Origin of the sequence: Halorubrum distributum JCM 10118, assembly GCF_000337335.1 — an archaeon.
GTDB classification, from domain to species: Archaea; Halobacteriota; Halobacteria; order Halobacteriales; family Haloferacaceae; genus Halorubrum; species Halorubrum distributum.
In genome coordinates, this window is the sequence record NZ_AOJN01000053.1 from 41015 (window position 1) to 52716 (window position 11702).

Here is an 11702-nt window from a genome sequence, read left to right on the forward strand (position 1 = left end):
AGCGATATGTCCAGAGGCGAAACGGGAGGGTTCACGAAGACAATCGAGGCGACCGCACCTGTGAGTCACCTTGATAATCGCAAGCGGCTCTGTTGGAATCCTCAAACGATGATTTGTTTTCGGCGGCATACTAAATATATCGCGCGAGTCGGTTAGGTGAGTGGCAAACGTGCCCGCGGACACCGGCCCGCTCACGAGTCAACACAGTCAGTGCCCACTGAACCGACGGCGACGCTGAGAGGCCCACCCTGTGACCGCTCCGAGGGGAACGAGCAGGGCACCGACCAGCGGACTCCACGCAGTAGCGACGGTTCGAATAACATCGACAGCAGTCCACAGCGGTTCCGGATAGAGCTGTATTGCGTAGTGTAACCCCTGCCCGGTAACGATACTGAAGAGGAGTGGAAACAGTAGTACGTACACTCCTGCCAGTATTGGGACGAGTGCCACGATTCCGAGGGCCATCGCGCTACCCACGAAGGCCCCCTGTTCCGGAGTAGATACCCGAGACATGACCCGTCGCCAGACGATTGCGCCCAGCACAAATCCCGCGACAAACGCGAACTGTGGCGCGTGTCCGACCCAGTACTGCGCGTCTGGCGACAGCCGTAACGGGACAACCATCGCCACGAGCAAATAAAGGAGGGAGGCGGCGAGTGCCGCCGCCGCCGTGACGACCCCGGCACCCATATCCCACCACCACGTCACCGAGCGTTGCTGCCACGTGACCATACGGCCTTGAACGCTGCGTGGGAATATAACTGAGCGCAACCGGTCGGTGACAGTTGTATCCTCTGTATTCAGCAGCTGGTTACTGTCAGCATCTGAGGATTACAACAGATGCTAATATACCAGCTCTCCTTTCGATTCTGCCAGACTGACGTGAATAGAAGGCACGCATCGAATCCATCCTCCGAGGTTGTGCCTCGTCACGCCGGGGCCATCGCACACAGCAGTGGTGAGATCTCTCCGCCACAGCCGAAGGTGCGGGAATCAGCGGCTCGGTCGGCCGCTCGCGCTGATCTTGAGCGAATTGGACGGGTGTACTCGAACATCGTGTCACTCATGTGTCGCGAAGACGATGAGGAAACGACGATGGCGCTCCTCAGAGTGACCGCCCTCACCGGCCTCTCGGTAGCCGTCGGGACGGCGGTCACAGCCCTCCTCTGTGTCGGGCCTCGACAGCTGTCTCGCGCGACGAACGACCTCGGCGGCCGCGCTCGCGAGGTCGCCCCGTACCTCGCGGCGGCGCTGGGGTTATTAGCGGTCAAACAGCTCACCCAGGGGTACCGCATTCGGCTCTCCCGCGCGCTCGACTGGCGCATCACCGGCGAGCTGTACGCGATCGAGGGAGAGTTCGTGGCCGCGCTTCAGCGCGCGACGCCGGATGCGACGCTCGAACCCTTCTCGGTGGCGTACATGCTCGGGTTCGCGGTCCTCCTCGTCGCCGGGCCGACGGTGTACTTCCTCGCCGGAGCGGGCGGACGGCGACACCTGAAGGAACTGCTCGTCGCCTACATGCTGAACTACGCGGTCGGAACCCTCTGTTACACGCTGTTCATCGGGTACGGGCCGCGCAAGTACCTCGACTCGGTCGACGGGCTGATGTACCAGTTCTACCCGGAGACGCAGGAGCTCACCGCCGCGGTCGCGTCGAACACGAACGTCTTCCCGTCGCTCCACGCCTCGCTCTCGGTGGCGGTGGCCGCCGTCGCGTGGCGCTCCCGGCGCCGGTTCCCGCGGTGGGCCGGGATTTCCGGCACCCTCGCCGCCGCCGTCGTCTACTCGACGATGTTCCTCGGGATCCACTGGGCGACTGACGTCGTCGTCGGCGCCGTCCTCGGCGCGGGTTCGGCGACGGTCGGGGCGCGGATTGTGACCCGCGTCGAGCGGCGGTCGACCGACGGAGATCCCGAACCCCTCGACGGCCCGTCGGCGGATCGAAAGCCGAAGGCGGGCGACGACTGATCGAAGCGACGAATCGGTCCGGTCGACCGTTGACCGATCGGGCCGCTGTGCGCCCCCAGAGCCGCCGCTCGCGAGCCGGGGAGAGCGAAGAAGCCGGTCGCTCGGGGGCGACCGAGCGCTACTCCTCGTCGAGCAGGCTCTCGACGAGGTCTTCCGGGTCGAACAGCGTGATGTCGTCGTACCCCTGTCCGGTGCCGAGGAAGAGGATCGGCTTCCCGGTGACGTACGCGACCGAGATGGCCGCGCCGCCCGAGGAGTCGGCGTCCGCCTTCGTCAATATCGCGCCGTCGATCGCGGCGGCGTCGTCGAACTCCTTCGCGCGGTTGACCGCGTCCTGGCCCGCGACCGCCTCGTCGACGAACAGCGTCATGTCCGGGTCGACGACGCGGTCGATCTTCTCCAGCTGGGCCATCAGATCGTCGCTCGTGTGGAGGCGGCCCGCCGTGTCGCCGAGAACGACGTCGATGTCGTTCGCCTCCGCGTACTCGACGCCGTCGTAGATGACGGCCGCCGGGTCGCCGCCCTGGTCGTGGCTGATCAGGTCGCGGCCGAGCCGGTCGGCGTGCTCGCGGATCTGCTCGTTGGCCCCCGCGCGGTAGGTGTCGCCGTTCGCGAGGACGGAGGAGTAGCCGCGGTCGGCGAGCCACTCCGAGAGCTTCGCGATGCTCGTCGTCTTTCCGACGCCGTTGACGCCGGTGAAGACGATGGTGACCGGCTTGTCGGCCTCCGAGATCCGCTGTTCGAAGTCGAACTGGCCGACCGCGATCACGTCGAGGAGTGCGTCGTGAAGCGCCGACTCGACGAGCTCGCCCGTCGTCTCGACCTGCTTTCGCGACTCGCCGAGCATGCTCTCGCGGACGCTGTCCAGGATCTGCTCGGCGACGCTCATCTCCACGTCGCTCTCGAGCAACGCCATCTCGAGGTTCCACAGCGGTTCCTCGAGGTCCTCTTCCTCGATGATGATCCGGCCGGTCGCGAACGCCTTCGCGCGCTGGAAGGTGCTCGGCTCGTCGTCGTTCGACGACGAGTCGCCGTCCGCGGTCGGCTCGTCGGAACCGGTCTCGACCGCGGCGGCGTCGCTGTCTTCTCCGACGGGGTCGGTCGAGGCGTCGGTCTCGTCGCTCTCGGCGGCCGCCTCGTCGTCTGGCGCCGCTTCGTCCTCACCCTCGGTCGACTCCTCGACGTCCTCGCGGAAGCCGGAGAGCTTGTCTTTCAGTCCGTCGAACACGGTATAGTCTCCGTCTTACTCCCCGTCGCCTTCCTCGGCCTGCTGCATCTGCTGCATCTGCTGTTGCTGCATCTGCTGTTGCATCTGCTGGGCCTGCTGTTCGAGCTCGTCGCTCTCGGACTCGAGCTCCTCGACCTCCTCCTCGGTCTCCTCGATGCGGTCGTCGAGCGCCTCCTGCTTGCGCCGGAGGACGTCGATGGCGTCGTCCTGCTCCTGCTCCGCGGAGTAGTTACCGCCGAGCGAGACGATGACCTCGTCGATGTCCTGGACCTCCGCGCGGAGGTAGGCGCCGCCGCCGAGCGGGACCTGAACGGTCGCGCCCGTGTCGAGCGTCTGGATGGCCTCGATCGCGTCGTCGATGTCGGCCTTCTCCTCGCGGTAGTCCGCGATCTCGGCTTCGAGCGCCTCGATCTCCTCGTCGAGTTCCTGAAGTTCCTGCGAGAGCTGCTGGAGCTGCTGTTGTCCGCCACCCATCATGCCTCGGACACCTCCTCGATGTCGATCTGGGTACGCTTGCGGTTGTGCTGACTCCCGACCGTGGTGTAGATCCGCTCGCGGGCGAGGTCCTCGTTTTCCGCCTCAACGTCCTTCGTGAACGGCTGGTCGCCGTCTCGGCTCTGGAACCGTCCACTCACCGTGTAGGTACTCATGTTCCCCGATCCGGCAGGGACAGGGAAGTATCTTCCTAAAAAGGGACAGGCGGCGAGGCGTCCGGGGTCGGAACGGATCGGCCTCGAACGACGGCGGAGCGGTCTCGGTGCGCGGCCTTTTACCCCGAGAGATCCGCGCGGCGGAACCGAACGACGGCGAGGGCGACGAGGACGGTCGTCGCCGCGAGCAGGACCGCCGCGCCCGTGACGTCGTACTCGCCCAACACGAGGACCCCGGAGGGGTCGTAATGCGCCGTCGGGCTGAGGTCTCCCGCCTCGGCGTAGTCGGTGCTCGCGACGACGGACTCGAACATGAACAGCGCGAACAGCGCGCCGAGCGCGACCCGCTGGGCGATCCCCGGCCGCGAGGCGAGCGTCGACACGGCGATCCCGACCGCGACGCAGGTCAGGTGGTACGGGACCGCCAGCGCGTGGACCGCGACGAGCCGTTCGACCGCGATCGTCTCCCCGACCGCGAGGACGCCGACGTACGCGACGACGGGGAGCACGACGTTCAACAGGAGGACGAGCGGGACCAGTCCGAGGAACCGTCCGATCACCACGTCGCGGCGCGCGACCGGCGCCGACAGCGTGAGGTCCATCCGGCCGGAGGCGACGTCACCGGCGATCGTCCCCCCGGCGAGGTACGCGAGGTAGAGGCCGACCAAGAGCAGCCACGCGAACTGGTAGAACTCCACCGCGAGGAACCCCTCGATGGAGGAGATGGCGATGATCCCGAACGCCTCTCGAAACGCCGGCGGGAACGCGTCGACGTACGCGTCGAGGTCGATTCCCGCGGTCGACAACGAGGGGAAGAAGGCTAAGAAGAGCAACAGGAACGCGGAGAGCAGCCCCGTCACCACGAGCGACCCGCGGGCTCGACCGGTGGCGTCGTACCGCGCGATCGCGAGCCACGGAGCCGGACGATCGCTCATCGGCCCTCACCTCCGGAGCCGACCGCCCCACTTCCCGCCGCGTCGGAACCTGAGCTCTCGCCGCCCCCGCTCCCCGTCGGGCCCGGCACGTCGCCGTCGTAGAACGTCATGAACGCCTCTTCGAGGGGCGCGTCGACGACGTCGAGGTCGAGCACGGTGTAGCCGGAGAGCAGGTCGATCAGGTCGTCGTATTCGCCGGTCCACGTGAACGAGACCGTCTCGCCGACGCGGAGGTTCATGATGCCCCGGACCTCGAAGTCGTCCCGGTCGACGCCCTCCGCGACGCGGACGCGGACCTGTTTTCCGCCGCGCGACCGGAGGTCCGAGACGGACTCGACCGCGACGAGGTGCCCCTCCCGGAGGACGCCCACGCGGTCACAGAGCGCGGCCACCTCGCCGAGGACGTGCGACGAGAGGAGGACGCTCGCCCCGTCGTCCACGCGTTCGCGCACGAGGGCGGCGAACTCCTCTTGAAGCAGCGGGTCGAGCCCGGAAGTGGGCTCGTCGAGCAGCAGCAGGTCGGGGTCGTGCATGAACGCGGCGACCAGCGCCACCTTCTGTCTGTTCCCCCGCGAGAGCTCGGCGATCCGGCGCGACTCGTCGAGCCCGAACCGGTCGACGAGGTCCTCGCGGCTCGACGCGCCCCGGAGCGCCGCTTGATGGTCGAGAAAGGCCTTCGCTGTGCGGTCGCGGTCGAGTCCGGGGTCGCCGGGGAGGTACCCGGTCCGCTCGCGGGCGCGGCGGGACTCGACGGGGTCCGCCGCGTCGTTCCCGAGCAGGGTCGCGCCGCCGCTCGTCGGCGAGAGGAACCCCAGCAGGGTGCGAATCGCGGTCGTCTTTCCCGCGCCGTTCGGGCCGAGGAAGCCGAACACCTCGCCGTTCTGGACGGCGAAGGAGACGTCCTCAATTCCCCGGACGTCCCCGTAGTACTTGGAGAGGTTGCGACACTCGATAGCGGACATACCGTCTCCAACTCCGCTGCGACTCTTAAATGTGGGAGGAGGCGACGGGGAGAAGACGGGCCGCGAGCGGACGGGCTACTCGATGAAGCCGAGCGTCTCCTCGATCCGGCCGAGTTCGGGGCCGGTCGTGTCCTCGCCGACGACGTACCCCTCGTCGGTAGCGACGAGGCCGGAGCCGACGAGCGGCGCGCCGTAGTTGACCGTGCCGAGGTCGGCGCGGACGTCGAGCGCCTCCTCGACCGCCTGAAGTTCCGACTCGGTCGACTGCGGGTGACAGAGCACGCCCGCGTTGTTGGCGACCGCCGCCGTGCCGACCGTCCGGACGTCGCCGAGGTCGCCCCGGGTCACGGGGACCTCGAGGACCTCTTTGATCGTCCGGACCGACTCGCGCGAGAGGTCCGGGTGGACGTACGCGCCGTAGTCGTTCGCGAGGACGACGTTGCCGGCGGCGTTGATCTCGCCCGGCAGTTCGCGCACCGGGGCGCCGGCGGCGTCGGCGATTCGGTCCTTCTCGCGCTCGGTCGCGCGCGAGGAGACGAGCACGCCGTGCTCGTTACCCGTCGCGAGCGCACCGACCGTGTTGGACCTCCCGACCGTCGTCAGCAGCGGCTCCGCGCCGAGTTCCGCCCCGAGGCCCTCGGCGAGTTCCTCGTCGACGTCCGGCCGGACCAGCAGGATGTCGTCGACGGCGCGGGCGAACACGCCCACGTACGACGAGCCGGTGAAGGTCGCCCGTAACACGTTACTCGGCGTGTTCGGCCTCGACGACCGGTTCGCCGTCCTCGACGAACCGAGCCGCGCGGACCCGCACCGTGCTGGGCGGGTTCTGTCGCCCGTTCTCCCAGACGGCCTCGTTGACGGAGCCGTCGATGATCACGTCGCCCTCGTCGACGGAGAAGTGCTTGGCGAGGTGCTGTCGCGTGATCTTCATGGCGTAGTCGGCGCGCTGCTGGACGGGCTTCTCTTTGGCGTCGCGGAGCGGGACGGTGACGACGCGCTCCTCGAAGTCGTTCGTCGACATTTACTCGTCCAGGTCGTTCCGGCGCCAGTTGCGCCGCTTGGGGTTTCGCGTCACGTTCATGTCCGTCTTCATCATGACCCACGCGGGGACGCGGGTGTTCTGGCGCTCCGCCTTCGCCAGACGCTTCTTTTGAGCCTTCGACTTGTCTCCCATAGTGGCGCACACTTTCCGCGGAGCGCATAAAACCCCTTCCATACGGGGTCGCGCGAGGCGGCCGCGAACCGTCGCTCGACCGCCGCGCCGCGCGCGCGGGACCCCCGGTTCCGACTGCTACAGTTCCCGCTCGGCGATCCCGGTATAAATCCGGTAACAGCGGTCGAGGACGTCCAGACTCGCGCTCTCGGTGTCGGTGTGCGCCTCCCCCGGCTCCGAGGCGCCACAGACGAGGCAGTCGGTGCCCGCTTGCGCGAGCCACCCCGCGTCGGTCGCGTGCGGCTTGGTGACGTGTTCGGGCGCGTCGAGGCCGCGCTGGTCGTGGACCGAGCTGGCAACGTCGAGCGCGGCGTCGGCGAACGCCGCGTCGTCGCAGGCCATCGGCGGGAGGTCTTGGTCGACGACGAGCTCGACGCCGGGCGTCGCGCCGGCGACGCCAGCGAGGTCGGCACGGCCGCCGGGGACCGTGCGCTCGTCGACCGTCGCCTCGCAACGCTCCGGGATGACGTTCCACGTCTCGCCGCCGTCGACGATCGTGACCGCGAGCGACCCCGACACGTCGTTGCCGAGGACCGTCGCGTCGGGCACGTCGAGGTCGCGGACCGCGTCGATGGCGTCGCAGGCGCGGTAGATGGCGTTCACGCCCGCCTCCGGCTCCGAGGCGTGCGCGGCCTCCCCGCGGGCGACGAGCCGCGATCCGCGGCGTCCGCGGTGGGCGACGACGACGTCCGTGACGCCGGGCTTCGAGTAGTTCGTCGACCCCTCCGCGACGACGGCTCGGTCCGGCGCGAACCCGGCGTCGATGGCGTGGCGCGCGCCCTCGCCGCCGACCTCCTCGCCGACGAACGAGGCGAAGACCAGCTCCCGGTCCTCCGGCGGCGTCGCGTCCCGGAAGGCGCACATTGCGGCCGCGACCGACCCCTTCATGTCTGCCGTCCCGCGGCCGTAGATCCGGCCGTTGCGGCGCTCGACGACGTAGTCGCCGTCGAGTCCGTCTCCGGTCGTCTGCTCGGGCGCCGGCGGTACCACGTCGTGGTGGCCGACGAAGGCGAGCGAGTCGGCATCCGGGTCGTCGGTCGCGCCCGCGAACGCGAGTACGTTTCCGGCGTCGTCGCGCTCGACGGTCGCGTCCGTCTCCGCGCGCAGCCACTCCTCGACGGCGTCGCCCGCGGCCGTCTCGTCCTCGTGGGAGGGGATCGAGACGAGCCGCTCGGTCAGGTCCGCGAGTTCGTCCATGCCACCAGTGGCGGGCGTCACCGCTTAAGCGCGTCCCTCGGGGCCGCTCGCGACGGTGGGGAGAACCCGGGTCGCTATCTCACGTGGTGAACAACTCGGTGTCGTCGGGCACCGCGAACAGCCCGAGGCGCACGCCGGCGTCGAGCCAGCCGTAGCCGTACGAGTAGGACGCGAGCGCGTTCACCGGGTCGCCGGCCTCGCGGAAGTGGCGCCCGTCGTCGAGGTACGACTCGGCCATCTCGGTCACGTCCGCGGCGGCCTCGCCCAGCGGCGTGTCGGCCGGAGGGCGGGGCTCCGCGACCGCCAACGCGTCCGCGAGCATCCGCTCGTAGCGGTCGGTCTTCTCCTCTAAGTCGGCGGCCATACGCGAGTGTCCCGGCGGGCGGACAAAAAGGGCGGCGGGGTGGCGAGATTTATGTTCGGCGCGAACCGGAGACGACACGATGCCCTCCGACGGATCGCCGAGGCCCGACCGCGGCCCGTCGCGCCCGCTCGCCCCCACGAGCCGCGGGGCGCTCGCGCTCGTCGTCGCGACGAACCTCCTCCCCCTCGCCGGCGTCGTCGCGTTCGGCTGGCGCGTCGGCGAACTGCTCGCGGTGTACTGGATCGAGGTTGCCGCCCTCGTCCTCGCTCACGCCGCCGCCGCGATGTTCGCGGAGCGACCGATCGTCTTGGAGGACCGCTCGTTCTACATCACCGGCTACGACGAGGACGCGGAGCGCGACGAGGTGTGGGAAAGCGACCCGACTCCGATTCGCCTCGTCTCGTGGCTCCCGCCGATCTACCGGCGGAACTTCCGCGTCGTCCGTCGGTCGCTGGGCGTGTTCGCGTTTCTGCTGTTCCCGCTGGTCCCGGTGGGGTGGGACGCGCTGTCGTATCTCACGCCCACGGTCGGACTCGCGGCGCTCGGCGTCTGCGGCGCGCAGGTCGCGGAGGTCCGCCGGGAGTTCTTCGCCGAGCGGGCGTACGAGGAGCGGTCGCCGTACATGGTCGTCGAGGCGGCCCAGCGCGTCGTCTTCTTCTACTTCGTCATCGGAATGCTCACCGTCGTCCCGGTCACCGTCGGCGTCTTCGTCGTCGAGGCGGCCCTCGCTCCCGGGCTGCTCGACCGCGTCGCCGACGCGTTCGGCGTCGGGGCCGTCCTCCTCCCGTACCTCCTCCCGATCACGCTGGCGAAGGCGGTCGTCGAGTGGGGCCGGCGTCGGGCCGCCCGCGAGGACGACCCGGACGAGATCGCGACGTGGTTCACCGGCGAGGACCCGCGCCGCGAGTGGAAGAAGGCGGAGGAGTCCGCCCGCGAGGGGTGACCCGCGGATCGGGAGCGCCGAAAGCGCAACGCCGATACGCTCGGCCGCGAAACGGGCCCTCATGTACGAGGCCGTTCACGCCTACCCCGACGGGGAGGCGACCGTCGCGCGCCACGCCGCGACCGCCGCCCGGCACGGCTACGACGGGATCGTGGTGCGGACGCGCGACGCGCTGGATCCGGCCGTCGACGGAGAAAATTCGGCCGGTGACGGCGGATCGGCCGCCGCCGACACTGACGAGAGTCCCGTCCGCGACCCGCAGGCCCTCCGCGAGGAGTACGGGATCGACGTCGTCGACGCGGTCGAGATCGACGCCGACGACCCCACGAGCGCCTCCGGCGCGGTCGGGAACTACCGCTCCGACCGGACCGCGGTCTGCGTCGTCGGGGGCGACGACGCCCTGAACCGGTTCGCGGTCGAGCAGGCTCGCGTCGACGCCCTCGTCCGCCCGATGGCGGGAGGCGGCGACTTCAACCACGTCCTCGCGAAGGCGGCGCGCGACAACGGGGTCCGCGTCGAGTTCGACTTCGGCCCGGCGCTGCGCGCGACCGGCGGGAAGCGCGTCCGGGCGCTGGCGGACCTCCGGAAGCTCCGCGAGATCGTCTCCCACTACGACGCGCCGTACGTCGTGAGCGCGAACGCGCGCTCGCACCTCGAACTCCGGGCGCCCCGCGAACTGGTCGCGGTCGGCGAGGCGGTCGGGTTCGACGCCGAGTTCGTCCGCGAGGGGCTCCGTGCGTGGGGCGACCTCGTCGAGCGTAACCGCGACCGCCGCTCCGAGGGCTTCATAGAGCCGGGGGTCCGACGTGGCAGGTATGAAGAAGACGGTTGAGGAACACGCCGAGCGGTTCTCCGAGAAGGCGGCGGCGTACGACGACTCGAAGAGCGAGGAGTACCACGCCTGCGCGAGCCTCGTGATCGACCACGCGGCGCCCGAGGTCGACGACGTGGTCCTCGACCTGGGCGCCGGCACCGGCGCCATCGCGCTCCCGGTCGCCGAGGACGCCGAGCGCGTCCTCGCGCGCGACATCAGCGAGGGGATGATGGAGGAGGGGCGTCGGAAGGCCGAAGAGCGCGGGCACGACAACGTCGAGTTCGCGTACGGCGAGTTCCGCGACCCCGGCCTCGACCCGGACCAGCGCGTCGACGTCGTCACCTCGAACTTCGCGCTCCACCACCTCGCGGACGACGAGAAGCGCGAGGCGATCGGCGTGATGGCCGACACGGGAACGCGCCGGATCGTCCTCGGCGACGTCGCCTTCTTCGAGGAGCCGGACCCGGAGGCGCCGTTCTACAGCCCCCAGGTCGACGACCCCGCGACGGTCGGGACGCTGGTCGAGGCGTTCACCGACGAGGGGTTCGCGGTGACCGCGGTCGAGCGCGTCCACGACCAGGTGGCGGTGATCGTCGCGGAGCGGATCCGGGAGCTCCCGGCGTGATCGCCCCGTGAAACACCTCCCGAAGCACCTCCGGCCGCGGTGGCGCTACCTCGCGGTCGGGATCGAGTCGCGGGCGGAGGCATCGATCCGGCGGCGGGCGTTCCAGCGCGCGCTGTGGTACAGCGCCGGCAACCTCCTCGGGGACGCGGGCAGCGCCGACGCCGACCTCACGCTCCTGTCGTTCGCCCACGCAGACGGGACCGGGGAGGCCGTCGTCCGCGTCAGACACGGGCACGTCGACGACGCGCGCGCCGCGATCGCCTGCGTGAGCGAGGTCGACGACGAGCCGGTCGGAATCCTCGTCAGGGGGATTTCGGGGACGGTGCGTGCCTGTGAGGAAAGATATATGGGTCGCGCGACCCCCAGTTCGACACAGCGAGACGTCGCGTTCGAGGGCGCCGAGCGGCCCGCGGTCGTGCGCGGAGACGCGTGCGACGTGCGGGTCGAGTCGGGCCGCGTCGGCGCGACGACGTTCGATACCGAGTGATATCATGCAGGGCCAATCCCAACAACAGGCGTACGACCGCGGCATCACAATCTTCTCTCCGGACGGCCGACTCTACCAGGTCGAGTACGCCCGGGAGGCGGTGAAACGAGGGACGGCGAGCGTCGGGATCCGCGCCGAGGACGGCGTCGTCCTCGCGGCCGACAAGCGCGCCCGCTCTCCCCTCATGGAGCCCGAGAGCATCGAGAAGCTCCACAAGGCCGACGACCACGTCGGCGTCGCGAGCGCGGGCCACGTCGCCGACGCCCGCCAGCTCATCGACTTCGCGCGCCGCCAGGCACAGGTGAACCAGCTCCGC

At 69.5% G+C, this 11702-nt stretch carries 16 protein-coding genes and 1 pseudogene; 6 read left to right on the plus strand and 11 right to left on the minus strand.

Features of this window, described 5'->3' with window-relative positions:
- Nucleotides 1–207 precede the first annotated feature (207 nt).
- Nucleotides 208–732: a hypothetical protein gene (locus C466_RS11900; RefSeq protein ID WP_004595734.1), complete on the minus strand. Its 525-nt coding sequence runs from the start codon at nucleotides 730–732 to the stop codon at nucleotides 208–210.
- Nucleotides 733–1095: 363 nt separating this feature from the next.
- Here C466_RS11900 and C466_RS11905 point away from each other — a divergent pair, with 363 nt between their 5' ends.
- A complete protein-coding gene (locus C466_RS11905) occupies nucleotides 1096–1968 on the plus strand; it encodes a phosphatase PAP2 family protein (RefSeq protein ID WP_049908339.1) in 873 nt (290 codons plus the stop codon).
- Between the two features lie 118 nt (nucleotides 1969–2086).
- Here C466_RS11905 and ftsY read toward each other — a convergent pair whose 3' ends face one another.
- The 10 genes from ftsY to C466_RS11955 form a co-directional block, all read right to left on the minus strand.
- On the minus strand, nucleotides 2087–3196 hold the full coding sequence (gene ftsY / locus C466_RS11910) for a signal recognition particle-docking protein FtsY (protein ID WP_004595732.1): 1110 nt from the start codon (nucleotides 3194–3196) through the stop codon (nucleotides 2087–2089).
- A 15-nt stretch (nucleotides 3197–3211) separates the two neighbouring features.
- Entirely contained in the window at nucleotides 3212–3670 is a 459-nt protein-coding gene (gene pfdA, locus C466_RS11915; protein WP_004595731.1) for a prefoldin subunit alpha, read from the minus strand.
- The gene (gene rpl18a, locus C466_RS11920) at nucleotides 3670–3846 is read right to left on the minus strand and encodes a 50S ribosomal protein L18Ae (protein ID WP_004595730.1); all 177 of its coding nucleotides are present in this window, start codon (nucleotides 3844–3846) and stop codon (nucleotides 3670–3672) included. Before rpl18a ends, pfdA begins: the two co-directional genes overlap by 1 nt.
- 119 nt (nucleotides 3847–3965) lie before the next feature.
- The gene (locus C466_RS11925) at nucleotides 3966–4781 is read right to left on the minus strand and encodes an ABC transporter permease subunit (protein ID WP_004595729.1); all 816 of its coding nucleotides are present in this window, start codon (nucleotides 4779–4781) and stop codon (nucleotides 3966–3968) included.
- Nucleotides 4778–5743: an ABC transporter ATP-binding protein gene (locus C466_RS11930; RefSeq protein ID WP_004595728.1), complete on the minus strand. Its 966-nt coding sequence runs from the start codon at nucleotides 5741–5743 to the stop codon at nucleotides 4778–4780. Before C466_RS11930 ends, C466_RS11925 begins: the two co-directional genes overlap by 4 nt.
- A gap of 75 nt (nucleotides 5744–5818) precedes the next feature.
- Nucleotides 5819–6484: a translation initiation factor IF-6 gene (locus C466_RS11935; protein WP_004595727.1), complete on the minus strand. Its 666-nt coding sequence runs from the start codon at nucleotides 6482–6484 to the stop codon at nucleotides 5819–5821.
- Nucleotide 6485: 1 nt separating this feature from the next.
- Complete coding sequence (locus tag C466_RS11940) at nucleotides 6486–6764, minus strand: 50S ribosomal protein L31e (protein ID WP_004595726.1); 279 nt, start codon at nucleotides 6762–6764, stop codon at nucleotides 6486–6488.
- Entirely contained in the window at nucleotides 6765–6917 is a 153-nt protein-coding gene (locus tag C466_RS11945) for a 50S ribosomal protein L39e (protein WP_004050128.1), read from the minus strand.
- Nucleotides 6918–7034: 117 nt separating this feature from the next.
- Entirely contained in the window at nucleotides 7035–8153 is a 1119-nt protein-coding gene (locus C466_RS11950) for a M20 family metallopeptidase (RefSeq protein ID WP_004595725.1), read from the minus strand.
- Nucleotides 8154–8232: 79 nt separating this feature from the next.
- Complete coding sequence (locus tag C466_RS11955; protein ID WP_004595724.1) at nucleotides 8233–8517, minus strand: DUF357 domain-containing protein; 285 nt, start codon at nucleotides 8515–8517, stop codon at nucleotides 8233–8235.
- Between the two features lie 79 nt (nucleotides 8518–8596).
- On the opposite strand from C466_RS11955, the gene C466_RS11960 reads away from it, so the two are divergent.
- The 5 genes and pseudogenes from C466_RS11960 to C466_RS11980 form a co-directional block, all read left to right on the plus strand.
- Nucleotides 8597–9460, plus strand: a complete 864-nt coding sequence (locus C466_RS11960; protein ID WP_004595723.1) for a DUF6498-containing protein — start codon at nucleotides 8597–8599, stop codon at nucleotides 9458–9460.
- 61 nt (nucleotides 9461–9521) lie between these two features.
- On the plus strand, nucleotides 9522–10292 hold the full coding sequence (locus tag C466_RS11965) for an RNase P subunit p30 family protein (protein ID WP_004595722.1): 771 nt from the start codon (nucleotides 9522–9524) through the stop codon (nucleotides 10290–10292).
- Nucleotides 10276–10899, plus strand: a complete 624-nt coding sequence (locus tag C466_RS11970; protein ID WP_004595721.1) for a class I SAM-dependent methyltransferase — start codon at nucleotides 10276–10278, stop codon at nucleotides 10897–10899. Before C466_RS11965 ends, C466_RS11970 begins: the two co-directional genes overlap by 17 nt.
- A 7-nt stretch (nucleotides 10900–10906) precedes the next feature.
- On the plus strand, nucleotides 10907–11386 hold the full coding sequence (locus tag C466_RS11975) for an Rpp14/Pop5 family protein (RefSeq protein WP_004595720.1): 480 nt from the start codon (nucleotides 10907–10909) through the stop codon (nucleotides 11384–11386).
- 4 nt (nucleotides 11387–11390) lie between these two features.
- Nucleotides 11391–11702, plus strand: a pseudogene (locus C466_RS11980) (proteasome subunit alpha); the annotation flags it as partial.

Bases quoted from the DNA above. Each gene is read 5' to 3' on its own strand.
- C466_RS11960 (WP_004595723.1), top strand. From the start codon at position 8,597: ATGCCCTCCGACGGATCGCCGAGGCCCGACCGCGGCCCGTCGCGCCCG.
- C466_RS11945 (WP_004050128.1), bottom strand. From the start codon at position 6,917: ATGGGAGACAAGTCGAAGGCTCAAAAGAAGCGTCTGGCGAAGGCGGAG.
- C466_RS11900 (WP_004595734.1), bottom strand. From the start codon at position 732: ATGGTCACGTGGCAGCAACGCTCGGTGACGTGGTGGTGGGATATGGGT.
- C466_RS11955 (WP_004595724.1), bottom strand. From the start codon at position 8,517: ATGGCCGCCGACTTAGAGGAGAAGACCGACCGCTACGAGCGGATGCTC.
- C466_RS11925 (WP_004595729.1), bottom strand. From the start codon at position 4,781: ATGAGCGATCGTCCGGCTCCGTGGCTCGCGATCGCGCGGTACGACGCC.
- C466_RS11950 (WP_004595725.1), bottom strand. From the start codon at position 8,153: ATGGACGAACTCGCGGACCTGACCGAGCGGCTCGTCTCGATCCCCTCC.
- C466_RS11940 (WP_004595726.1), bottom strand. From the start codon at position 6,764: ATGTCGACGAACGACTTCGAGGAGCGCGTCGTCACCGTCCCGCTCCGC.
- C466_RS11970 (WP_004595721.1), top strand. From the start codon at position 10,276: ATGAAGAAGACGGTTGAGGAACACGCCGAGCGGTTCTCCGAGAAGGCG.
- C466_RS11930 (WP_004595728.1), bottom strand. From the start codon at position 5,743: ATGTCCGCTATCGAGTGTCGCAACCTCTCCAAGTACTACGGGGACGTC.
- C466_RS11905 (WP_049908339.1), top strand. From the start codon at position 1,096: ATGGCGCTCCTCAGAGTGACCGCCCTCACCGGCCTCTCGGTAGCCGTC.
- rpl18a (WP_004595730.1), bottom strand. From the start codon at position 3,846: ATGAGTACCTACACGGTGAGTGGACGGTTCCAGAGCCGAGACGGCGAC.
- pfdA (WP_004595731.1), bottom strand. From the start codon at position 3,670: ATGGGTGGCGGACAACAGCAGCTCCAGCAGCTCTCGCAGGAACTTCAG.
- C466_RS11965 (WP_004595722.1), top strand. From the start codon at position 9,522: ATGTACGAGGCCGTTCACGCCTACCCCGACGGGGAGGCGACCGTCGCG.